This is a genomic window from Pseudomonas sp. GW821-FHT12A04 (genome assembly GCF_058807755.1).
In genome coordinates, this window is the sequence record NZ_JBXAQZ010000001.1 from 1 (window position 1) to 23,324 (window position 23,324).

Annotated in this window: 15 protein-coding genes and 1 pseudogene; 12 read left to right on the top strand and 4 right to left on the bottom strand. The window is 54.3% G+C overall.

Annotation, left to right across the window (positions count from 1 at the left end; all coding sequences use genetic code 11):
- Positions 1-285 precede the first annotated feature (285 nt).
- The 3 genes from AC1RS8_RS00005 (at position 286) to AC1RS8_RS00015 (ending at position 3,529) form a co-directional block, all read left to right on the top strand.
- Positions 286-1,368, top strand: coding sequence for a BMP family ABC transporter substrate-binding protein (locus AC1RS8_RS00005; protein WP_489339693.1), 1,083 nt, complete (start codon positions 286-288; stop codon positions 1,366-1,368).
- Between the two features lie 159 nt (positions 1,369-1,527).
- On the top strand, positions 1,528-2,493 hold the full coding sequence (locus AC1RS8_RS00010) for a 2-oxoglutarate and iron-dependent oxygenase domain-containing protein (protein WP_489339692.1): 966 nt from the start codon (positions 1,528-1,530) through the stop codon (positions 2,491-2,493).
- A gap of 82 nt (positions 2,494-2,575) precedes the next feature.
- Entirely contained in the window at positions 2,576-3,529 is a 954-nt protein-coding gene (locus tag AC1RS8_RS00015) for an adenosine deaminase (protein WP_007996475.1), read from the top strand.
- A 101-nt stretch (positions 3,530-3,630) separates the two neighbouring features.
- Here the strand turns inward: AC1RS8_RS00015 and AC1RS8_RS00020 are convergent.
- Positions 3,631-4,365: pseudogene (locus tag AC1RS8_RS00020) on the bottom strand (helix-turn-helix domain-containing protein).
- A gap of 166 nt (positions 4,366-4,531) precedes the next feature.
- Between AC1RS8_RS00020 and AC1RS8_RS00025 the strand changes: the two are divergent.
- From AC1RS8_RS00025 to AC1RS8_RS00040, 4 genes are all read left to right on the top strand, one after another.
- Complete coding sequence (locus AC1RS8_RS00025; protein WP_493162017.1) at positions 4,532-5,677, top strand: tyrosine-type recombinase/integrase; 1,146 nt, start codon at positions 4,532-4,534, stop codon at positions 5,675-5,677.
- Positions 5,677-7,347 carry a site-specific integrase gene (locus AC1RS8_RS00030; protein WP_493162019.1) on the top strand — a complete coding sequence of 557 codons (1,671 nt, stop codon included), beginning with the start codon at positions 5,677-5,679 and terminating at the stop codon, positions 7,345-7,347. The genes AC1RS8_RS00025 and AC1RS8_RS00030 overlap by 1 nt, the downstream gene beginning before the upstream one ends.
- A gap of 629 nt (positions 7,348-7,976) precedes the next feature.
- The gene (locus AC1RS8_RS00035) at positions 7,977-9,224 is read left to right on the top strand and encodes a site-specific integrase (RefSeq protein ID WP_493162021.1); all 1,248 of its coding nucleotides are present in this window, start codon (positions 7,977-7,979) and stop codon (positions 9,222-9,224) included.
- A complete protein-coding gene (locus tag AC1RS8_RS00040; RefSeq protein WP_493162023.1) occupies positions 9,221-9,625 on the top strand; it encodes a coiled-coil domain-containing protein in 405 nt (134 codons plus the stop codon). Before AC1RS8_RS00035 ends, AC1RS8_RS00040 begins: the two co-directional genes overlap by 4 nt.
- Before the next feature lie 1,053 nt (positions 9,626-10,678).
- Here AC1RS8_RS00040 and AC1RS8_RS00045 read toward each other — a convergent pair.
- Positions 10,679-11,446 (bottom strand): hypothetical protein, encoded by a 768-nt coding sequence (locus tag AC1RS8_RS00045; protein WP_493162025.1) that lies wholly within the window; start codon positions 11,444-11,446, stop codon positions 10,679-10,681.
- Positions 11,439-12,422 carry a HipA domain-containing protein gene (locus AC1RS8_RS00050; protein WP_493162027.1) on the bottom strand — a complete coding sequence of 328 codons (984 nt, stop codon included), beginning with the start codon at positions 12,420-12,422 and terminating at the stop codon, positions 11,439-11,441. Before AC1RS8_RS00050 ends, AC1RS8_RS00045 begins: the two co-directional genes overlap by 8 nt.
- Positions 12,423-12,870: 448 nt before the next feature.
- Between AC1RS8_RS00050 and AC1RS8_RS00055 the strand changes: the two genes are divergently transcribed.
- The 4 genes from AC1RS8_RS00055 (at position 12,871) to AC1RS8_RS00070 (ending at position 20,593) form a co-directional block, all read left to right on the top strand.
- On the top strand, positions 12,871-15,498 hold the full coding sequence (locus AC1RS8_RS00055; protein ID WP_493162029.1) for an AAA family ATPase: 2,628 nt from the start codon (positions 12,871-12,873) through the stop codon (positions 15,496-15,498).
- Between the two features lie 1,814 nt (positions 15,499-17,312).
- Positions 17,313-18,185, top strand: coding sequence for a TauD/TfdA dioxygenase family protein (locus AC1RS8_RS00060; protein ID WP_458371267.1), 873 nt, complete (start codon positions 17,313-17,315; stop codon positions 18,183-18,185).
- Between the two features lie 110 nt (positions 18,186-18,295).
- A complete protein-coding gene (locus tag AC1RS8_RS00065) occupies positions 18,296-18,775 on the top strand; it encodes a 2,4'-dihydroxyacetophenone dioxygenase family protein (RefSeq protein ID WP_064678531.1) in 480 nt (159 codons plus the stop codon).
- Positions 18,776-18,949: 174 nt separating this feature from the next.
- Complete coding sequence (locus AC1RS8_RS00070) at positions 18,950-20,593, top strand: 3-(methylthio)propionyl-CoA ligase (protein WP_493162031.1); 1,644 nt, start codon at positions 18,950-18,952, stop codon at positions 20,591-20,593.
- Positions 20,594-20,699: 106 nt separating this feature from the next.
- On the opposite strand, the gene AC1RS8_RS00075 is transcribed toward AC1RS8_RS00070, so the two are convergent.
- Entirely contained in the window at positions 20,700-21,773 is a 1,074-nt protein-coding gene (locus AC1RS8_RS00075; protein WP_154863185.1) for an alpha/beta hydrolase, read from the bottom strand.
- 360 nt (positions 21,774-22,133) lie between these two features.
- Here AC1RS8_RS00075 and AC1RS8_RS00080 point away from each other — a divergent pair, with 360 nt between their 5' ends.
- Positions 22,134-23,177, top strand: a complete 1,044-nt coding sequence (locus AC1RS8_RS00080) for an AraC family transcriptional regulator (RefSeq protein WP_060539964.1) — start codon at positions 22,134-22,136, stop codon at positions 23,175-23,177.
- Positions 23,178-23,324: the final 147 nt, after the last annotated feature.

The window sequence follows — 23,324 nt, forward strand, 5'->3', positions numbered from 1 at the left end:
GCGTTGTATCAGTCGATATTTATGTGACTGACACACCGCCTTCGCGAGCAAGCCCGCTCCCACATTGGTTTTGTGGAGGGTCATGACCATCCGGATTGGCGCACCAGTGGGTGGCAGCTGTGCAAGGACACGCACTGTTATCGGACTTGAAGGACCTGTTGCGAGCCTGCTCGCGATGGCATCACCGTGGATTCCAATTTTGTTGTCTTGTTGGTCAGCAACTTGCATTGCCCTGTGCAAGCCCGAGAGCCCAGCCAACCTCACAACAAAATGGAGTTTCAATTCATGCACAAACGTCCGTTGAAGAAGCTGCTTTGCGCCGTTGCGGCGGCCATCGGTTTGAGCGCCAGCCTGACCGCCGTAGCCGCCGATCCGCTGAAAGTCGGCTTCGTCTATATCGGTCCGATCGGTGACCACGGCTGGACGTATCAGCATGAACAGGGGCGCAAGGAACTCGCGGAAAAATTCGGCTCGCAGATCACCACCAACTACGTGGAAAACGTCGCCGAAGGCGCCGACGCCGAGCGGGTGATCCGCAACATGGCCAAGGACAACTACGACCTGATCTTCACCACCTCCTTCGGCTACATGAACCCGACGGTGAAAGTTGCCAAACAGTTTCCCAAGGTGACCTTCGAACACGCCACCGGCTACAAGCAGGACAAGAACCTCGGCACTTACCTGGCGCGCACTTACGAGGGCCGCTACGTCGGCGGCTTCCTCGCGGCGAAGATGACCAAGACCAAGAAGGTCGGCTACGTCGCCTCCTTCCCGATCCCGGAAGTGATCCGCGACATCAACGCCATCCAGTTGGCCCTGAACAAATACAATCCCGGCACCGAGATCAAGGTGGTGTGGGTCAACTCATGGTTCGATCCGGGCAAGGAAGCGGACGCCGCCAACGCGTTGATCGATCAGGGCGTGGACGTGGTGTTCCAGCACACCGACAGTCCCGCGCCGATCCAGGCCGCCGAACGTCGCGGCGTGTATGCCGTGGGCTACGCTTCGAACATGGCGCACTTCGGGCCGAAAGCGGTGCTGACCTCCATCGTCAATGACTGGGGGCCGCACTACGTTCAAGCAACCCAAAGCGTGCTCGACCATGACTGGAAATCCCGGGACTACTGGGGCGGTTTGAAGGAGGGCACCGTTGAGCTGCCGATCAGTGACCTGGTACCGGCGACGGTGAAGAGCGAAGCCGAGCAGCTCATCGCCGACATCAAGAGCGGTGCGCTGCAACTGTTCACCGGGCCGATCAAGGATCAGGCCGGGGTCGAGAAAATCCCAGCGGGCGAGAGTGCGACCACGGCGGAACTGGCGTCGATGAATTACTACGTGGAAGGCATGAAGGCCGAGATTCCGAAGTAATTCTCCAATGCTGAAACACCGTCCCTGTGGGAGCGAGCTTGCTCGCGATGGCGGACTTTCAGTCAGCAAAGATGTTTGTTGTGCTGGCCTCATCGCGAGCAAGCTCGCTCCCACAGGGTTCTTCAGTGTTTTCCAGTCTGCGTTTTTTCAGGACAATCCATGAACAGCCTCCCCATCATCGACATCACCCCGCTCTACAGCGACGATCCATCCGCCTGGCCAGCGGTGGCCGAACAAATCGACCTCGCCTGCCGCGAGTGGGGTTTCTTCTACATCAAGGGCCATCCGATCAGCACTGAGCGGATCGACGAACTACTCGACAGCGCCAAACGCTTCTTCGGCCAACCTACCGCCGAAAAGCTCAAGATCGACATCACCCAGACCCGTCACCATCGCGGTTACGGCGCCATTGCCACCGAGCAATTGGACCCGAGCAAACCCAGCGACCTCAAAGAAACCTTCGACATGGGCCTGCACCTACCGGCCGAGCACCCTGACGTACTGGCGGAAAAACCCCTGCGCGGCCCCAATCGCCATCCGTCCATACCCGGCTGGGAAGCGCTGATGGAGCAGCACTACGTCGACATGCAAGACCTCGCGCAAACGCTGTTGCGGGCAATGACCATCGTGCTGGGGATTGAGCGTGATTTCTTCGACGCGCGCTTCAATGAGCCGGTCAGCGTGCTGCGGATGATCCATTACCCGCCGCGCCACACCGCCAGTTCCGAAGAGCAACAAGGTGCCGGCGCGCACACCGACTACGGCTGCATCACCCTGCTCTATCAGGACGCCGCCGGTGGCTTGCAAGTACGCAACGTCAAAGGCGAATGGATCGACGCGCCGCCGATCGAAGGTACGTTCGTGGTCAACCTCGGCGACATGATGGCGCGCTGGAGCAACGACCGTTACCTGTCGACGCCGCACCGGGTGATCAGCCCCCTGGGCGTGGATCGTTATTCGATGCCGTTCTTCGCCGAGCCGCACCCGGATACCCGCATCGAATGCCTGCCCGGATGTCAGGACACATTGCACCCGGCGAAATACCCGGCCACCACCTGCGCCGAGCTCCTGCTCTCGCGCTTCGCCGATACCTACGCTTATCGACGGGAACCGGAAGCGGTGTGATCAACCGCCTGGTCAGGTTTTACCAATTGTTGCGGCAACCCTCTGTAGAATGGCGACCATTGCACCTGATGAGAAAAGAATTATGTACGACTGGCTGAACGCCCTGCCCAAGGCAGAATTGCACCTGCACCTGGAAGGCTCGCTGGAGCCGGAGCTGTTGTTCGCCCTGGCCGAGCGCAACAAGATTGCCTTGCCATGGAACGACGTCGAAACCTTGCGCAAGGCGTATGCCTTCAACAACCTGCAGGAGTTCCTCGATCTGTATTACCGGGGTGCCGATGTGCTGCGCACATCCCAGGACTTCTATGACCTGACCTGGGCGTACCTGCTGCGCTGCAAAGAGCAGAACGTGATTCACACCGAACCGTTCTTCGACCCGCAGACCCACACCGACCGTGGCATCCCGTTCGAAGTGGTGCTCAACGGCATCGCCGCCGCGCTCAAGGATGGTGAACAGCAACTGGGCATCACCAGTGGTTTGATCCTGAGCTTCCTGCGCCATCTGAGCGAAGACGAAGCCCAGAAAACCCTCGATCAGGCGCTGCCGTTCCGCGATGCGTTCGTCGCCGTGGGCCTGGACAGCTCCGAGATGGGCCACCCGCCGAGCAAGTTCCAGCGCGTGTTCGACCGTGCCCGCCACGAAGGCTTCCTGACCGTCGCCCACGCCGGTGAAGAAGGCCCGCCCGAGTACATCTGGGAAGCCATCGACCTGCTGAAAATTCAGCGCATCGACCATGGCGTGCGCGCCATCGAAGACGAGCGCCTGATGCAGCGAATCATCGACGAGCAGATCCCGCTGACCGTGTGCCCGTTGTCGAACACCAAGCTTTGCGTGTTCGATCACATGTCGCAGCACAACATTCTCGACATGCTCGAACGCGGCGTGAAAGTGACCGTGAACTCCGATGACCCGGCGTATTTCGGCGGTTATGTCACCGAGAACTTCCATGCGTTGCACACCCATCTGGGCATGACCCAGGATCAGGCCAAGCGCCTGGCGCAGAACAGTCTCGATGCGCGGTTGGTAAAACCCTAAAGGCAAACGCAAACCTTGCAGGAGCTGGCTTGCCAGCGATAAGGCCATCACCTCCAGTATTGATGCTGGATGAGAGGCCGCCATCGCCGGCAAGCCGGCTCCTACAACGCCATTTCCAGTTCGGACTCACTGGCAAAGCGATGAATTTCCCGTTGCCCGGAGGCCGTCACCTGCAAGGTTCGGGAATCGTTGGGCAGGCTCAACCACCCCGACTGCATGAACAGCTGCAACAATGCCGCGCCCAGCGAGCCGCCCATGTGCGGGCGCCTTTCGCTCCAGTCGGGGCAGGCGCAGGCAACCCTGCCGTTGTGATGGGCCAGCGCCTGGATGAACACTCACCGTGCCGCCAACTCTGTCGCGCCCTTGAGCGTGACCGTGACCCGCTGATCAAAGTGTTCGATCCAGCCCGCCTCCAGCAGCCGCTGATACAGATCGGCGGACAGGGTACCCCCCAAGTGATCGTCGCACAGTCGGGCACTCAACAATGGCGACCGCACCACCCGGGGTTTGACCAGAGGTGCATTGCGCTTGAATACGTCCGGAATATCCTGGGGTGCGCTGGCGAAGGTCGCGCTGGCCAGTGCTTCGATTGCCGCTCCGACCTCGGGAGCGGCCAGGCGGAAGAAGCGTTTGCGGCCGCGGCTCTCAACCTTCAGCAGACCTCCGGCGGACAAACGGCCCAAGTGTGCACTGGCCGACGACGATGACAGGCCGGCCAGCAATGCCAACTCTTCGGTTGCTCGCGCCGAACCATCCATCAAGGCCCACATCATTGCGCTGCGCTTTGGGTCAGCCAGCAACGTGGCGATCTGGCTGATGCAAGGTGCATGTTCCATGTACTGGCGCTTGATAAACGTTAGTAGTGAACTAGCTTTAGCAACAAAGAGTAAATCGCATCACAAATAAATGATTTGTAGCTTTCGGAATCTAGGGCATTGAGCTCCTTGACTTCGTGTCATGAGACAAGAATTTGTCGACTCGTCCTCGTGGAGGGGTAAGCTGATGGAGCTTGTTTGGGCCACTGAAAATTTGGTTATAGCTGGACGCTCGTATCAAGGCTTTCCCATCTTACTTTGGGACACAATGGAGAGTTGTGTTCCCGCCAACTACTTCGCTCGCCATTACTTGCTGCGTGGAGCCATCGGCTCTAAGAAATCCTGGCCGAGCGTCGGACGTGCGCTATACGATTTCTTTAGTTTCCTCCAGGCACATATGCTCGATTGGCGCGATGTTGATCGTGGCGAGGCTAAGAGCCTACTCGCTGCCTACCGAGACTATTCCAAAGAAGAATGTGGATTGGCAACATCTACAATCAGGCAAAGATTGCACTACGTTTGCAAGTTCTACGAATACGCGCTGGCAAATGAATGGGTTAGCAGACTGCCGTTCAGCTATGAAGAGCGAACGGTTAAGCGTGAGACTAGCTTTCTTGCCCACGTAGATGCCAGCGGTGGCAAAACCATGGCGAACGACATAATGCCTCGCAAGCATCGGACACTTCCGAAATTTCTATCCTTGGAGCAGGTGAAGGCGCTATTAGGAGCCGCGGAAAACCCACATCACCGACTGATGATCAAGCTTGGACTCCAAACTGGCCTACGCCGCGAAGAAATTGTTACCTTTCCTTATACGTATGTCTTCGACCCCGAGAAAAGCGGTAGACGCGAGCGAAATATTCGGATTTGCCTCGACCCAAACGATGGTCACGGCATGCGGACAAAGGGCAACAAGCCACGGGATATTTATATCAGTTCGCGCTTCTTGTCCAGCTTGTACCGCTACCTGATTCAGACTCGCGGTGAGCGGGCAACATTACATCCGACAGAACAGAAGCCGCTGTTCCTCAACCAATTCGGCGAGCGCTTTGCCGGCGAGGGAAAGGGGTTCGAGCGCATCGTTCGAAATATCGGAAAAAGTGTCGGCATCGAAGTCCATCCCCATATGTTGCGTCATACCTATGCTACTCACACCTTAGTTGCCCTACAACACAATGGCAGCAGGATTGATCCATTGGTGTTCTTACAACGACAACTGGGCCACAGTTCGATCCAAACAACAATGGTGTACTTGCATTTGATTAACGAGTTGGCCGATAGCGCGGTACTGGCCTACGACGATGAGCTGAATGAAATTTTTGAGGTGGTCTGATGGGTAAACGTAAGGTTTATATCATGACTGAGCTCAGCGCGCCTCAGGTTGAGCACAAGCCTTATCACGCCAGACGTGTCACTTTGATACCTGAAGCAGTCTCACCAGAAACTTCCAGGATTGAGTTTGGGAGAAATTGTACTAGTAGGAGATCGTTCGATTATGCACGCTGGTACGGGGTAGCCATCGATTCAATCACCTATGCATGCCAGAAGCAGATCGAGCGTTTTCAAGCGGGGCAGGACGCTGAGATCCAAGTAAGTACGCTGACCGCTTACTGCACGGGAATGAGTCAATTCCTCGACTACCTAGTGCTACGTGCAACCGCATTCGAACGCGAGTTAACCTTGGCTGACATCGATCGTGGACTAATCGACGATTATATAGGTTTCCTCGGAGAACGGAGGGTTAAATTTAGCAGTAACAAGGTCACTTACTCGCAGACGAAGTCGGTCCTTAAAGCTCTAGGTCGCCGAGGATTGATCAATGTAGTTGCCTCAGGTGATGCTGCCACTTTCCCAAACAACCCCTACCCAAATAGCAACAAACAAGCAAAGGGTGAGGTTCCACTGCCGAAAGACCAACGACAAGCGTTTTCTGCGGCCGTTAAAGAAGCCGTCATGCCAATCTGGCAGGATGATACTCCGATGACCGGCGTACTGTTGTCCTATGCTTTACTGATTGTGGCGTTGCACACAGGAAGAAATACCACCCCATTGTTAGAAATGAGCCGGGACTGCATGCGCGCCCATCCTAAAGACGGCAGTACCTTTCTGGTGTTATGGAAACGACGCGGGCACAACACCAGCAAAGTCATCCTGCGCGCTGACAGCACACATGAACGCCTGCTGGAGTCGACGCCGACCATCAAAACCAACGTTAAGCGTTTGATTGAACGCGTACTCGCCCGCACCGAGTTGCTACGAGCATCAGCGCCAGATGACCTGAAGAACCGCGCTTGGTTGTATCAGTCAGGAGATCAGTGCGGAAGAGTAAAAGCGCTGGACCCAAACCAATTGGACCGCGCCATTTGCAAACTTGTCGCCCACTATGGACTTACGGACAGTAATGGCCTGCCACTCCGTATAAATATCTCGCGTTTGCGAAAAACTTTCTCAAATCGCATCTTTGAACTGCTGAATCATGACTTGGCTACTACTGCAATAGTCCTTGGCAACTCGCCCCAAGTCGCCGCGCGTAACTACCTGGAGCCAAATGAGGACGCCAAGCGTAACTGGCGATTCATGGGGGAGGTTCTCGTTGAAGAGTTACTGAGCGGCACTATTGGCGCGACCTATCATGTTACCCCAATGGGACACTGTAGCGACCCAGAGAAAGGCCAGCACGCCCCCAAGAAAGAAGGCGCCACGTGCATCAACTTTCTCAATTGTATTCGGTGCCGGAATTACGCTGTGACAGGCGACGATCTGCATAAGCTGTTCAGTTTTTATTTTCGTGTTTTATCTGAGCGCACACGCGTTGACAAACGGCGCTGGGCGCGGGATTACGCACATATTCCTCGGTTAATTGATAACTACATCCTAGCGGAGGGCATTAGACGCGGGACCTTCAATCTCAAAGCTGTGGAGGCCGCACGCGAGCATGCTCGTGTCGAGCCCCACCCATTCTGGTCGTTCGATGAGATATCAAGTCTAGAGGATTTGATATGAACACAAACACGGAACTGTCACAATCGTGGATATGCGTCGAATCGCAACCAAATGATGTACGAGCACTGCGCAAGGATGAACGAAACGCCCTCATTGTGAGCTCTGTCCATTTAGAAGAACAGTGGGTCATTCTCAGTCGCTATGGCGATGATCGCTGGCAACTTAATGGACTACCGACTAACAGGTCTGAGTCCCACACATACCTAGATTTCCGCAAGGTGCCTGCTCCGTTTAGAGAGGCGACTAAGGCGGTGATGTATCGATTCCTACGGAAAGGACGATTAGGCCAACCGAGGCCGAAAGGATCGACGCTGATTAACGTTCTCGTCCAAGCGATATACTTTCTGCGGTACTTGCATTCACTCAAAATCAATCGGTTCGGTGCAGTAACGCCCATTATTTTTACGAATTACGTAACCCTATGTCGAGAGGCACGAAAAACCGATGGAAAACCGCTAAAACGAAACACCCTTTCAAACCGTTTTAGTGCTGTCGAAGCTTTCTATGAGTTGAGTCAATACACTAAAGATCCACTTCGGGAGCACCCTTGGCCCGACACCTCGTCTTCTGCATTGGCTGGGTTGAAGAGGAGAGGCCCCCGCAGCATACAAGGGTGCACGACGCCACTTATGCCGGATGAGGTGTTCTGCGCATTGTTCGAGCAGTCTTACGTACAGGTTGAGCGCGGTAAAGCTCTGCTGGATATACGTGATGCTGTTGCAGAGGCAAGTACAACGTGGAAAGTAGCTAATAGAAATTTTTGGAAGAAAAAAACCTTTCTTCTTGCATCTCTCGGCTGGGGTGGCGGATCTGCAGCGTTCAATAAAGCGCTCCATGATTTGCGCATCGCCTGCTACGTAGTACTAGCCTGTACCTCCGGTTGCCGCAATCACGAATTAGCCAACGTAACCTCAGGTTCGCACCACTGTACCCAAGACGAAGACGGTACGCTTTATCACTGGATGCGATCGAAGTCGGAAAAAACCGATGCTGGAATGCACGACTGGATGATTCCCGAGGCTGCCGTCCTGGCGCTGCGCGTAATGGAGCGTTGGGCCAGGCCTTATCAAGCCACTATTGCCGAAGAGATCGCTAAGCGCCGGAAGGACAATCCACTAGACCCTGAAATAGCTCGCGCACAACTGCATCGACATGCGCTATTTTTAGGCAGAAAAAATAGAAATTCGGTGCGTACGTTGTCATTAACAGCATCGAACTTCTCTCTTAAAGCGCTCGCTGTGGAAAAAGGACTGGATTGGCCCTTAGCCAGTCATCAGTTTCGCCGTAAGTTCGCCAACTACGTGGCCCACAGCCGGTTCGGAGATCTGCGGTATTTGCGGGTGCATTTTGCACATTGGTCGATGGACATGACTTTAGGCTACGCCATGGATGAGAGTTGGGGCAGTCATCTTGATTTGGACTTGTACAACGAGATCCAAGCTGAATTAGACGACATCAAACTAGGCACGGTCGATGGTTGGTTGAATGACGACTTGCTGGCTGGTGGCTACGGTCGCGCTCTGAAAAAATGGCAACGCGATCCTTCGAACCTTGCAATTTTTAAGGACCATCAGTCGATGATTGTTTCGATTGCCGAAAGCACTGCCATCCGTAGCAACGGTCACGCCTGGTGTACGGCTGACAATGATGCCTGCGTGGGTAACACCGTGGAGCGCACGCGCTGCGGCGATTGCAACAATGCAGTGATCGGCCGTGGCCATCTTGGTATTTACCGGCAACTCTATAACAACCTGAAGGATCTGCTGGACTGCCACAATATTGGTCATAGTGGGAAAGTACGTGTTTGGCGCGATATGGATCGCTGTCGTAGCGTGCTTATGCAGCTTGGATACGACCCGGAGAGCGAAGCAGTATGACCATCAAACGCAAGGCCGCCGACACCCGGGAAAAAGAGTTACGACTAGCGCTCTATCGAATCGAGCACGGCCGCGCTAAAAACGGAGAAAAAAAAATAACTATTGCCGCTGTAGCACGTGAAGCAGGCGTATCGGCTGCACTCATACACAACCACTACCCGAAGATAGCCGAGGCGATCCGTAATATACAAGGGCGCTCGAGTCGCGCTCAGCGCGATGTGAAACATAAGGATTTAAGCGTCGAACGAGAAAGGAACCGGGCGTTGCGCAAGGAGGTCGAGGAGCTCCGGACAAAGGTCGCCAGCCTCGCTTCTATTAACGAAGTACTGATAAACGAAAATCGATTTCTGAAGGCCAAAAATAACGATCCTAAAGTGATCGATTTGTACCCTAGCTCATAGCTAATTTCGTAGCCTATTCATATCGAGATACGAAGTAGGCCGGTGGTCAGTGCTGGGGCATTTTGGGGAATCGCCACGAGACGTGGCCGAGGCTAGGCGCGGTGCTCACGGAGAAATGAATACCGGTTGTCCGCCGTCTAGAAGATTGGATTGCAGCTTCCGCCCCCATATGCCACAGCCGTGTAATGATTCGCCGTCAGCCGCGTGTACCGTGTTCGGTTGCCTTGCGCCCTAGCTAACCATTGGTGATTCGGTACGCTCTAGGCGTAAGGGGCCGGCGAACACTGAATCGCCCCGGGTTTTATAGACAGATCCAAACGTCAGATTTTGTCTGGTATCGACTGGGACTGACCGGCAGCTTCTGGCCGTTTTCAGCAGGTTGCGACAGGCTGAAGTCGGCCGATTCTGTTGAAAAAGTCGACCATGGTTTCCGCAGCAGAAAAGTATGCGTCCGAGATTGAAATCTTTACTTTCGGCAGAGGCTTCCCGGACTCAGATTTCACGTAGCAGTGTGCAAAAAAGGCGTTTTAACCAGTCAATGACCAGGCTGTTTGGGCGAACCGACTTTTTCAACAGAATCGGCCACTAGCAGTCATTCGCCAAGACGACAAGTCCCTGTCTAAGCCTTACGAAGCGCGCTAGCCTTTATCTTTTTTACCGGTCCGATTGGCGTTTGGATGCTTATGGAGCTTAACCGAACAAAACAGCAGTTCCATGGGGTTCCTTGGGGGAGAGAGGCTTGTTCGAAGAGTCGCAGTCGATCCAACTGTTTTGGTTCTCACGTTGGTTGTAGGGTGCTCATTTCGCCAGCACTAAGTCTAGAGACTTAAAATCCACGCCGGAAAAGCATCAACACGCTTCCTTTTACCGGCGTCATAGTGCTGACAGAATTATGAATAAAAAGGTAAGTGCCTGCTGATTAATAGGCTGGCGAATTTTGATGGCTGCGAACTATTATGTGGACAGGTCGTGAATTAAATATAATGCTGAGCGGTTGCTGCAGAACTCATCGGTTGAGCCATGAGTTAGCATGAGATTAATATGCAGTCTTACCTATTCCCGGCGACTAGGAAATCGATTTTTAGTCGCAAGAAGTTTATATTTTTCTGATTGAAAAGGTACGAAGCCATCCGGCCAAGGAGTTACTGACTCACACAAAAGCCTATATTGTTCAGGTGCGCTTAAGTTGACTTTGAGGACGGGGATGCTAGTAATAAGTTGGTTACCTGTCACTCCAAGCTTGCGATTTACGTAGATTAAATCCTCATTTAGATAGTGAGGGTAGTATCCAAGGTGGTGTCCTGTGCAGGGATTAATGACTGAAATTGCATTCGAGTCGGCGCGATTCCCTTCCTCAATAATACAAGATAGTCGAGTTCGACTATCCAGAGTCAAAAGTTCTCTTTTGGCGTCGCCTGAAATATACGCAATGCCGCTCAAAAAGAATTTCAATCGATACTCTTTGTTTGCTGACATTTGCGGTACTTTAATAATCCTGAAATTATCTGTTTTTCTTGAGCCTCCTGACGCACTAAGGATTTCAAGAGGGTCGTTGGCGCCAGGCACCATATCTAACCATGACAGCATGGTAAAGTATTCTGGACGCCGTTCGGGGATTAATCTATTTTGAAAGAAAGGAAAAAGCTCGGTTGATTCATATACTTTATCCAAGATGTTCATGCGTGGAAACGGAACGAAATTCTTATTGAGCGCACCTTGGGTATAAGAGAAACTATAAATTCCATGAGCCTCGGCCAACTTGGCAACTGGTTCCCACATAGTTGTCTCAGGATCTTGCCAAATAACAAATGCACTACTCATATGTTTTAATCTGCCGCTTTCTAAATGATGGATCTAAGTTTTCCTTAAAGAAAGGTAAAAGATTCATCATATTCGACTTGTTACAACAAAGCATTTCAAGGGCAAATTTTTTAGATACATCGCTCATTATTTCCGCAGGCACTGGTTCAATAATAGCTTGCATTATGTCAGTAGTCAATGCGTTCAGCTGAGTTAGCCAGCTTATAGCTGCTCGCGGGTTCAATATTCCAAAATATTCAAATGCTTTTAAAGTTCGCAATCTTTTATCTTTTAAATAAAAAAAAGATTTTGCTCGCTGTACGTAGTTTGAAACATGCTGCCCCCTGTCTTGAGAGGTTAATCTGTTTTCCTTTGTTTCATCAGATTCATTCCTGCCTAACCCAGCCGCGTGGTCAAATGTTGGAGCTAGATGAAAACGTCCCTTGCCAGTAACAATCAATCCCCAGTTTTCACTGTGTCTGTCTTGGTTTGACAACAGGGCGTCGAGCATTAAGTAGCCAGTAAAAAAGTCAGCGGCGCTTTTAATGCTTGGTAAGCTGTTAAATCCGAGGGGTTTGTTTCTTATTATTCGTCGCAGAATAATATAGACATGCATGATGTTTTGTTTTTCAGATTTTTTCTGAACTTCGGTGTTGATAGGGGCGCTATAATTTTTTAGGATTTCATTTCCTGTTACAAGGTATGCATTGTCGCTAGAAATGAAATTCCTGGTAATTACGCCACGGACTGATTTGTCGCGTGCTAACTCGTAGTCTGCGCAAGGGATAAGCAGCTTTTTTGCAAGTTCGCATGATATTTTTTCTGACCAATCCTCCCCGTCTCTTAATATGATGCTGTTAGTTGAGTCATATGTTTCGATTGATTTGAATAGGTAATGATTTCCTAGCGGGTCAGAGCACCAATATTTTGCCTTTGTTCCAAGTGGCTCAAACTCCTCCTGCTTGAAATCTGAAATATCAAAAATTTCATAATTCATATTCGTACCAATTGAGCATCCATGTCTTGCATCTAGGTCTTCATCAAATGTGGTAACTAAAAGCAGATGATGTCGGTACGGATGATTAAATTAATAGCATTTTCCGTACCAATGGGTGTTTTGTAGAATAATGGGGTCAGGTTCATGATGAAAGCAACTTCTTTATTGCCACCGGCCACCATAAGAAAAACGGAAGCTCAGCTTCAATTCGATCTGGTTAGTAGCGACAGGCAGGGTGACCACTTTTTAGCCGTTTTCTGCCTTTCGTGACGGGCAGCAATCAATCCTTAGCTGACGGTGGCGAAAGTCAGAAGTCGGCCAAGCAGCCCTTTAGCACTAATAAGGATCGTAAATCGATCACAATACGCTACCAAGCCCGGCATTTTGTAGGCAAAGTGCTATCGTTGGGGGGCTTCGGAAGGACTTCAGTCCAGGGTAGGAATTGACTATGTCGAGTGTACGTGCGGAGTATCAACGATTCCTTCACTCATTGTCTGATCGAGCCGCTTCTGAAGACACGCGCCGGTTGGCGAATCTCGTGTTGGGTCACCTTGAGAACCTAGCGGAGGTAGGGGCTACTCGCCGCGCTCGCTCACTACGTCTTGCACCGCTTGCGGTGCGACACTTGAGCACGACATCGTCCCAGCTACCTACGGCTCAAATGCCAGCGGGTAATGCCGAGTTGTTTGGACGGCTACATGAGCTTCGCGTTGGTCCGTTCCGAGGCTTCATGCGTCCTGAGGTGTTCGACCTGAGTGAGAGCATTACGTTGGTGTACGGTGCAAACGGGACGGGCAAGAGCAGCTTCTGCGAAGCTTTGGAGATCGCGCTACTGGGCTCAATAAGCGAAGCGCAAGCCAAGCGAATTGATGCTAGGGATTATTGCAAAAACGCGCGCCTGAGACGTTACGATCTTCCTCAGCTCACCGCGCAGCGTGACGGCGGTGAGCCAACGCCTTTGCAGGCAAATGACGAGGCCTACCGGTTCTGTTTTATCGAGAAAAATCGACTAGACGACTTTGCGCGAATCGCTGCACGAACCCCTAGTGACCAGCGGCAGTTAATCGCTACCTTGTTCGGGGTAGATCAGTTCAGCGACTTCGTCAGAGGCTTCAATCCGTCGCTCGATGACAACTTGGACCTTGAGGGCCCGCAAGCCACGCGGCTTGCCCTTCTTAAACTCGGGCTGGCCGCCGCAGAGCAAACGATTCAGGAGAACGAGGCACGAGTCGCCCAATTGACATTGCAGGAATCGGCAATCGCCGAGCGTGTTTTGCAAGGCTCGACCTACCAGTTGGCCTGCGATTGGCTTATTGGAAGTCCTGAACGACTAGGCCGCCTGCCTACCTTGCAGACCGCTCTAGAAGCCCCTCAGCCTTTGGTATATGGAGTGAATTCTGCTTTGCTGGCGGGGCGACTGGATGAGGTTACGCAGGCTGATGCTACCTGGCGTCATTCCGTTGCGGTATTGGCGGAACGCTCAGGTGAAGTCTCCTACAAGCAACTGTATGAGGCAGTTATTCAGCTATCCACTTCGGTGCCAGATGCTTGTCCGGCCTGCGGGACAAATCTCACGAAAGTGGAAAACGATCCTTACACCCGCGCTAAGGCAGGTTTGCAGGAGCTTGCTGAATTAGCAGTGTTGCAGGCGAATTCGAATAGTCAAAAAGAAGGGCTGGATGAGGCAATTCGTGCCTTGCTTGCTGCCATGAGGGATACCGTCGCGGCTTTACGAGTAGTGGCTCCCGAAATGCTTCAGCAAAATATGCTGCCTGAACTTCCCATGACAAGCCTAGATAATTGGCTCCCTAATTGGATGGACCATGACAAGGCCGCTTGGCAGTTGCTCCTGGGCATGTGCGCTGAGCTTGAGCGGTCGGACGCAGAGGCGCTTGCTCACCAGGCACAACGCGAGGCGATGGTTGAGGAGCGTCAGCAACTTGATCTTTTCAGAGCGGAAGTAGAGCGCGCAAATGCCTTCCGGTCAGCTAACGATTTGCAGCTCAGTGAAGCGACAGAAACAGTTGCCCGGTTTGAAGAAAACAACCGCGACTTGATTGCGGCAGCGGAAGCAGAGGTGCCGGTCGTTGAGTTACATAGGCGGGTCAAGCAAGCCTATGACGAGTTCTTTGCAGAGTTAAGAGCCTACCTTGCGGGACTTCCTGCACAGCTCCTCCAGGGGCTTGGACAGAGCGCAACGGAGCTCTACAACATGTTCAATCGCGATGACGCCCCAGGAGATCTTCTGCAAGCGTTATGGCTCCCATTGGCTGAAAATGGAAAAATCGAGCTGGAGTTCATGGGTGAGCCGGGCATTCGCTATGACGCGCTCTTAATCTTAAGTGAAGGTCATATCAAATGCTTGGGGCTGGCGATTCTACTTGCCAAAAACCTCTCTCAGAATTGTCCGGTGGTGATCTGCGATGATGTTGTTAACGCAATCGACGACGACCATCGGAACGGCATCTGGCGCACCTTATTTGATGCTGGGTTGCTCGACGATAAACAGGTGATTCTCACGTCTCATGCTGAGGAATTTCTGCTTCGGATTCAGCAGGAGCTGGGAGCAGCGCGGGCTCAAATGATTCGAAGGTATAAGTTCCTGCCCCACGAAGGCGAGCACGAGCTACGGGTCGATGGGGAGCCTTCCACTAAGAATTACGTACTTCTTGCCCAACACGCTTTGGCACAGGACGAAAAACGAGACGCTCTGCGCCATGCACGCCCGGCGCTCGAAAGCGTAACTGACAGGCTATGGACTTGGATGGGGCGACAAGGAGATGGACGTCTTGAATTAAGGCTGAGTGGTCCGCGATCACCTTGGGAGCTCAACAACAAGTGCCAAAAACTGAAGCAGGCGTTACGACGCCTTCCGATTCAATCGGAAGCCTTGCATATGATAGTGAGCGCTTTGGATGCGCTATTAGGTCGCGATGGCTCGATTGAGTGGAGTTACTTGAACAGTGGCACGCATGACTCGCAGCGCGATGGTGAATTTGATCGCTCAACAGTGCGGACTATTGTCGAGTCTATTGTTGGGCTTGATCAAGGACTTGCTGTACTGTTCCGGCGATAGAACTCTAATTTTACTAAACTTTGACGCTTATAAGATAGTTGAAAACGATGACTAAAGCAGTTCATGTTAATACTGATGGCGCTGCGGCAGCACGGTACGCCGCAGGCATTCTGGGGGTGGCTACCTGTGCGGAAACCACAGCAACCACCATGTACGAAGATGCAGCGAAAGTAGATATTAAATTATCATTTCGACATATTGCGCAGCCGGAAAAGCTAATTACGGCACATGCACAAGTTAAAGCGGGGCCGTCGTATCGCCGGTCCTCCGATTCAGGAGACATCACTCTATCAATTGATGGGAAAACACTTCATGCGCTATCTGGCACAGGCATGCCGGGCATTGTGGTCTGGGTTCCGCCTCCCCCAATGAATCGCCTTTATTGGTACGTCACTGACCCTCGAAGGCCTCTCGCAACACCGACAAAAGTTCCCAAGACGCAGTATATAAGACCTTCACTTAGGTACGACCTAACGAGGTTGTACGACTACGCTTCCTGGATGCGGCGTCATACCAAACAGACCATTGCGCCACTAGGTTCGAGAGTGGTGCTCAAGGCTAAAGAGGCATACAAGAAACTAAAAGAGCAGGAGTGGAGCAATCCGCTGGTTGGGAATCTTCAAGTAACACGGCTAGCGTGGCGGCATATTACTAGACGATCGAAGTCTGAGGCGAGACGAACGCTTTCGCTAAGGGCTGTTCCATATTTAAAATCTTTCCTAGGCACTCCACCTGATCGATACACCTGTAACTTTGTTGGGCTGGAAGTGCATGGAAAAGTAACTAAAGAGACACGGCATCTAATGTGTTGGTATCGAGAGGCTCTCGTTATCGATGGCGCAAACCATTCACTTTTAGTTCGTATTAGAGAGGAAATCACTTATCCAACTGATTGGGCAAGTAAGCCTCTTAGTGCGAGAGATATTAAGCAGGAAGCACGACTTGCGTCGTGGTGGTGCAAGAAAGATAGATGACGTACCCGCCTCGGGGTTCCGTACCGACGCATTATCAAAACAACGAATCGTTTTGATTTCGCGTCATCTTACCGGGCTTGTTGAGACGAGTACGTCGGGCCGAATCATAAAGGAATTTTGGTATAAATAACAAGGATACAAAGCACCTTGCCGGTGTTGCATCGACCGGTTGAATCCACAGCCGATTTCTGACTGTCGTTAAGGGCTGCAATCCACAACCCAAGCGGACGTTCACCAAGGTCTGTTCTCGGCCAGAAGCTGACGTTCGATTTTTTTGGGAACCTCAAAGTCCTTTGATGAAAACACCAGATGTCGCAGTGGTTCCGAGGCTAGTTTGACCAATCACTTTCGGATTGAGCCTTTTACAACAGGAGAACAAGGCAGCCCCCAAGGCCTCTCGCATAAAAGCGAGGCCCGGCGACCGCTCACGTGCTTTTTAGTGCTCCTGATCAGCCATATTGCGTGGATTATCGACGCCCTCGATGCTCCTCACGATATGCACTCCTCCGTCCATCTCTAGAAATTCCGTCCCAGCAGGCAAAACTGCGCCGGAGCGTGGACATTAATCAGCTTAGTCCGTGGTCCCGACGCGCCGTCCCAATATGCTAAAAAACTGTCCCGCCGCGCCCATAGTCTCGTGCCCAAGATATCTACTATAGGACCAGTACCTCTGCCCAACAAGTGGGGCCAGTTACCTATAACGGGTGCATATCTTGCGCACCGCCGTACAAGCACGGAGTGGAGACAACAATGACAAAAATCGCCGACATCCAAAACACCCCTTCACCAGCATCGCCCTCGGCACCGGCCATCATCCGGTCGTCGGTGCGACAGCATTCGATCAAGGTAGAGCTTTGCACACCCGCCATCGGCGCCGAGCTCAGCAACGTCAGCCTTGTCGACGCTGCCCAAGATCCAGAACTGATCGCGCAAATCCGGGAGCTGTGGCTCAAGCACAAAGTGTTGTTCTTTCGCGACCAGAACATCACCCCAATGGAGCAACAGCACTTCGCCGCGCAATTCAGCGAACTGGAAGCCCATCCCTTGGCGCCGAGCCATCCGGAGGCGGACAAGCTGCTGATGCTGTACCGCAATCTCGATCCGAGCAAGCCCAAGAGCTATGTGGAAAAGGCTAGTCGCGAAAACCTCTGGCATGCCGATGTCACCTACAAGCAGGCGCCGCCCCGCGGTGCGGTATTGCGCTGCGAACTGGGTCCGGAGACCGGCGGCGATACGCTGTTTTCCAACATGGTGATGGCCTACGAAAAGCTGCCCGAAAGCATCAAGCAACGGATCGATGGCTTGTATGCCAAGCACGGTGCCGAGCAGACCTTTGGCGCCCAGTTGCCACGCGAAGAACGTCACGCGATGGCCCTGAAGACCCCCGGCGCCGAGCATCCGGTAGTGCTTGTGCATCCCGAGACCGGCGAGAAGGTGCTGTTCGTCAATTCCGCATTCACCACCCATTTCTCGAACTTCTTCAACTTCGAGGACATCCGCTACGGCCAGGACTTCATGCCCGAGGCTCATCACCTGATGAACTACCTGATCTCCCAGGCCGCCATTCCGGAATACCAAGTTCGCGTGAAGTGGCGCACCAACACGGTTGCCATGTGGGACAACCTGCAAGTCCAGCACTACGCGGTGGCTGACTACGGCAATGCGCCGCGGAAGATGCTGCGCGCGACCCTGGCGGGAACCCCGCTGACCTGACCCTGACAGACTGCCTGACAGACAGCCCGGGCACCCGACCATCCGTGATGGTCGGACGATCCCGGCCGCCGAAAAATTCCCGATCAAAACAACAATCAACGGAGATACCTATGCTCTACGAACACGTCGACACCGCAGTCATCGATGGCGAATCCCTGCCCTGGATTCCGTTTACCCCTTATGCCGATAACGTCCTGCTCAAGTACTTCAAGCTCGACCCGATCCGTGGCGAATGGATCGTCATGATGAAGGCGCCGATCGACATGCAACTGCCCAAGCACCACCACACGGGTACGGTGATGGTCTACACCTTCGAAGGCCAGTGGAAATACAAGGAGCATGACTGGGTCGCCGGCCCGGGCAGCATCGTGTACGAGACCGCCGGATCGACTCACACCCCAGAAGTCGTCAGCACCGGAAATGGCGACGGCTATGTGCTCACGCTGGTTCAGGTCAATGGCGATCTTGCGTTTCTGGATGAGAACGACAACATCGTCGCGCTCGAAAACTGGAAGTCCGGGCTCAAGCGTTATCTTGACTATTGCGAACAGCATGACATCGCGCCGAAAGACCTCACGGCATTCAACTGATCCGGTTCCAGGAGAACTCCCGGTATCCCTCGATTCAAGGGGGGCCGGGAAAGTAGCCTGATCGCAAAAATCCAGGGGAGGAAAACAGGCTGTCCCGGTTCGCGGTCTTGACGTGGAATCTGACAGAAGGCCCTGCCCGCTCCCCGATCACAGACTTTCGAACGGAGCGATGCCATGCATGGCTTGATGATGCACAAGCAGCTGTTGATTTCCTCGCTCATAGAGCACGCCGACCGCCATCACGGCGATACGCAGATCGTGTCCCGCAGGGTGGAGGGCGATATCCATCGCTACACCTTCCGTGACTGCCACCGTCGCGCGCGCCAGATAGCCAGCGCCCTGACCGGCCTTGGCGTGCAGCCGGCCGACCGCATCGGTACGCTGGCCTGGAACGGCTATCGTCACCTGGAGTTGTACTACGGCATTGGCGGCATGGGTGCCATTGTGCACACCATCAACCCGCGCCTGCATGAAGACCAGGTGGCCTACATCGCTAATCATGCCGAAGACCAGTACATCTTCTTCGACATGACCTTCCTGCCGCTGATCAAGCTCATCGCTGGCCGCTGCCCAACGGTCAAGGCGTTCATCGCCATGACCGATCACCTGCCGACAGACACCGGCATCGACAACCTGCTGTGCTATGAAGATCTGCTGCAACAGGGCGCCTGCGATTACGCCTGGCCGGATCTCGACGAGGATGCCGCCTGCACGCTCTGCTACACCTCCGGCACCACGGGCAACCCGAAAGGCGTGCTGTACAGTCATCGCTCTTCGCTGCTGCACACCTATGCCGCCGCGCTGCCGGATGCCCTGAACTGTTCGGCGCGCGACGTCATCCTGCCGGTTGTGCCCATGTTCCATGTCAACGCCTGGGGGCTCCCGTACATCGCGTGCATGGTCGGGGCCAAGCTGGTATTTCCTGGCCCTGCGCTGGACGGCAAATCGCTGTTCGAACTGCTCGAAGCGGAGCAGGTGACGCTCTCTGCTGGCGTACCCACGGTCTGGCAAGGGCTGCTGGGGTATCTGGAGCAAACCGGCGAGCCTTTCTCCAGCATGAAACGCACCATCATTGGCGGTGCAGCCTGTCCCACGGCAATGCTGCACAAGTTTCAGGAGACCTACGACGTGGCGGTGCTGCACGTCTGGGGGATGACGGAATTGAGCCCGATCGGCACCATTGGCACCCTCAAGGCCAGGCACCTTGGCATGCCCTCGGAAGAGCGTAATGCCGTGCAGTCCAAACAAGGCCGCGCAGTGTTTGGCGTCGACATGAAGATCGTCGGCGCGGACGGCCTGGAGCTGCCTTGGGACGGCGCGACCTCGGGTGACCTGATGGTGCGTGGCCCCTGGGTGGTACGCGACTATTTCAGAAATGAAAGCGACTGTTTGCCACTGCTCGAACACGCCGGCCAGACCTGGTTCCCCACCGGCGATGTGGCGACCATCGATGGCGATGGCTTTATGCAGATCACCGATCGCAGCAAGGATGTGATCAAGTCGGGTGGCGAGTGGATCGGCTCGATCGATCTGGAGAACATTGCCCTGAGCCATCCCTCAGTCGCCCAGGCGGCCTGCATCGCCGTGAAACACGCGAAGTGGGATGAACGGCCCTTGCTGATCATCGTCAGGAAAGCGCAGGCAGCCCTGACCCGGGAAGATCTGCTGGCCTTTTATGACGGCAAGATTGCCAAGTGGTGGACGCCGGATGATGTGGTCTTCGTCGACACGATTCCACTGGGTGCTACGGGCAAGGTGTTGAAGAACCGCCTGCGCGAGCAGTTCGGCGATCATCTGCTGGTCAAGGCTGCCAGCTGAGTAACAAGGAAAAAATCCAGCCCTGTCCATGTGCAAAGGCAGGGCGGGCGTTACGGCAGATGCCGGTAGCGTTCGCCCTGCCTTTGCATTACCGCTATCAAGGGGTTTACCCAGCCGCTGGCTCAGAGGTCGGGTCGCCGGACATCAACTGCTCGAGAAACTCCAGCAGCAATTCGTTGACCTGAGCCGGGCTTTCCTCTGCGGCGCTATGGCCTACACCGGGTAGCAGCACCTTTTTGCGCAGAGCGGGCAGGTAGGCGTCCATCTGGTCGTAGAGGCTGCGGATTTCCACCGGCTCCAGGGAAGGGTCGGCAGCACCACCGATGAACAGGCTTGGCTGGCTGACCTTCGCGCCGTCGAGAAACGCGGTGATTTCCCAGTTGCGGTCGCGACAGCGGTAGTAGTTCAGGGCACCGGTAAACCCCGTGCGCGTGTACTCGGCGACGTAGTAGTCGAGCGACCGCGGGCTCAGCCATGACGGGAACGCTCCCTTCGGCTCGGTAAAGGCGTTGAGAATCGGCTCACCGGCCTCGACAAACAGACGCCAGCGTTCGGCTCCCACGGCGCTGCCGGAGATAGAGTAGAAGACGCTGCTCAAGGTCCTGCGCGGATCAGCGGCCAGCTCGCGATCTGGCTTGGTGAGCTGCTGGAAATACAGGTGGTGGTAGACCCGGCCTTTCGCCATGGCCTGCAAGCCCACGGTTGGCTTGACCTTGCCCCGCGGCGGTACCGGGGTATTGAGCATCACCAGGCCACTGAACAGATCCGGGCGCAACATGGCAGCCGCCTGGGCCACCCAGGCGCCCAGGTCGTGGCCGATGATCACCGCAGAGGTTTCGCCCAGGGCCGCCATCAAACCCACCATGTCGCCGACGGACTGGCTCATGTCATAGGCTTCGATGGCGTCGGGGTGGTCCGATTGCCCGAACCCGCGTTGATCGGGCACCACAACCCGATAGCCGGCCTCGGCCAATGCCACGATCTGGCGCCGCCACATGTACCAGAGGTAGGGGAAGCCGTGCAGCAGGATGACGAGCGGGCCCTGGCCCTCGTCGATGTAGTGCATGCGGATGCCGTTGACGTCGGCAAAGCAGTGGTTGAATGCATCAGGATCGTCGGCATCCACCTGCGCCATTGCAGCGAGCGGCTGACCGATACGCATTGAAGTGCGCGTATCCATTATCTACCTCCATCTTATTAGTTGTGGGCTTGAAGGTAGCTCTGAGAGGGTGCCCTGCACTGAGCTTAGCAGGACACAATCTTGTGAAATTGGGACGGCGCGAAAGACTATAGAGCTGCTTCTGCCGCCGCCATTCTTGGCTCGCCGGTAGTGTCCCAATATGCAAAGAAATTATCCCGCCATGCCCATAACGCCGCGCTCGTGTTCCCTACAATGGGACCGCGCTTCCTGCTCTGCACTACGCCAGACCAAGGTTGAAGATCGCTAGCGCTATCAGTACTTCCACAAGCGCCTTCTTCTCGCTCAATACATCTTCGATGAAAAAAGAAACGCCGCCATCGGCCGAGGGAGATCCTATACATGCCCAAGCTTGTTCGCGCCGCCGTCTTGACCAAATACCTGGAAGTCACCCAGGACCTGGGATTCAACCCGCGTGACGTGCTGGCAGTTGCCGGCCTGAACAAGGCTCAGCTGCAAGCCCCTGAATACCGCATTCCCATCGATGCCGCCGTACGTCTGCTGGAAGATTCGGCCGCCGCCAGCGATTGCCAGACCTTCGGCCTGCGCATGGCCGAGTCACGCCAGCTTTCGGACCTCGGTGTAGTCAGCCTGCTGCTCAGCCAACAGCGCACCCTGCGCGACGCCTTGCAGGTGATGGAGCGCTACCGTCATCTGATGAACGATTCCCTGGGAATCTTCGTTGAAGAGGCCGGCAGGATGGTGATCATTCGTGCAGTGATGGTCACCGAGACACTGCTGCCCAATCGCCAAGCCACGGAGCTGGTCATTGGCGTGCTGTTCCGCTTGTGCTCGACACTGCTCGGCTCGAAGTGGCGCCCCTACAGCGTCAACTTCATGCACCAGCCGCCAGACAGCCTGCACCTGCATCAGCGCCTGTTCGGCTGCAATCTGGAATTCGGCAGCGAGTTCAACGGCATCGTTTGCTCCGAAGCCAGTCTCGATATGATCAATCCCAATGCCGACCCGTCCATGGCCCGTTATGCCCAAGACTACATCGATTCGTTGCAGGGCGATGAAAGCACCTCGATGCTGTTCGAGGTGCGCAAGGCCATCTACCTGTTGTTGCCCATGGGGCGCGCCACCCTAGAGCAGATCGCCCTGTCACAGGGCATGAACGTGCGTACCTTTCAACGCCGTCTGCAGGACGACGGCTGTGCCTTCAACGACCTGATCAATGACGTGCGCCGCGACCTGGCTCTGCGTTATCTGGAGAACCCGAACAACTCGATGAGCCGCATCGCCGACATGTTCGGCTTCTCCATGGCCAGCTCCTTTACCCGCTGGTTCATCAACCAGTTCGGCATGCCACCGGCGGCGTGGCGCAGCGCGCAGAAACAGTCCGGTCTCTGCGCAGAGAGTGCCGCAGTCCCTAAATCCTTCTGAGTACAAGGCAAAAAAGGTTTTTCACGCAATTGCGGGAAACTCAGAAACAACAGCGCCGATTTGACTGATGATGTTCGTGCGAGCAAACACATCTGACAAATCGGCGTTCTTGTGCGTGATATGAGTATTGCGAATTCTTTTTCAAGT

Bases quoted from the DNA above. Each gene is read 5' to 3' on its own strand.
- AC1RS8_RS00005 (WP_489339693.1), top strand. From the start codon at position 286: ATGCACAAACGTCCGTTGAAGAAGCTGCTTTGCGCCGTTGCGGCGGCC.
- AC1RS8_RS00010 (WP_489339692.1), top strand. From the start codon at position 1,528: ATGAACAGCCTCCCCATCATCGACATCACCCCGCTCTACAGCGACGAT.
- AC1RS8_RS00015 (WP_007996475.1), top strand. From the start codon at position 2,576: ATGTACGACTGGCTGAACGCCCTGCCCAAGGCAGAATTGCACCTGCAC.
- AC1RS8_RS00025 (WP_493162017.1), top strand. From the start codon at position 4,532: ATGGAGCTTGTTTGGGCCACTGAAAATTTGGTTATAGCTGGACGCTCG.
- AC1RS8_RS00030 (WP_493162019.1), top strand. From the start codon at position 5,677: ATGGGTAAACGTAAGGTTTATATCATGACTGAGCTCAGCGCGCCTCAG.
- AC1RS8_RS00035 (WP_493162021.1), top strand. From the start codon at position 7,977: ATGCCGGATGAGGTGTTCTGCGCATTGTTCGAGCAGTCTTACGTACAG.
- AC1RS8_RS00040 (WP_493162023.1), top strand. From the start codon at position 9,221: ATGACCATCAAACGCAAGGCCGCCGACACCCGGGAAAAAGAGTTACGA.
- AC1RS8_RS00045 (WP_493162025.1), bottom strand. From the start codon at position 11,446: ATGAGTAGTGCATTTGTTATTTGGCAAGATCCTGAGACAACTATGTGG.
- AC1RS8_RS00050 (WP_493162027.1), bottom strand. From the start codon at position 12,422: ATGAATTATGAAATTTTTGATATTTCAGATTTCAAGCAGGAGGAGTTT.
- AC1RS8_RS00055 (WP_493162029.1), top strand. From the start codon at position 12,871: ATGTCGAGTGTACGTGCGGAGTATCAACGATTCCTTCACTCATTGTCT.
- AC1RS8_RS00065 (WP_064678531.1), top strand. From the start codon at position 18,296: ATGCTCTACGAACACGTCGACACCGCAGTCATCGATGGCGAATCCCTG.
- AC1RS8_RS00070 (WP_493162031.1), top strand. From the start codon at position 18,950: ATGCATGGCTTGATGATGCACAAGCAGCTGTTGATTTCCTCGCTCATA.
- AC1RS8_RS00075 (WP_154863185.1), bottom strand. From the start codon at position 21,773: ATGGATACGCGCACTTCAATGCGTATCGGTCAGCCGCTCGCTGCAATG.
- AC1RS8_RS00080 (WP_060539964.1), top strand. From the start codon at position 22,134: ATGCCCAAGCTTGTTCGCGCCGCCGTCTTGACCAAATACCTGGAAGTC.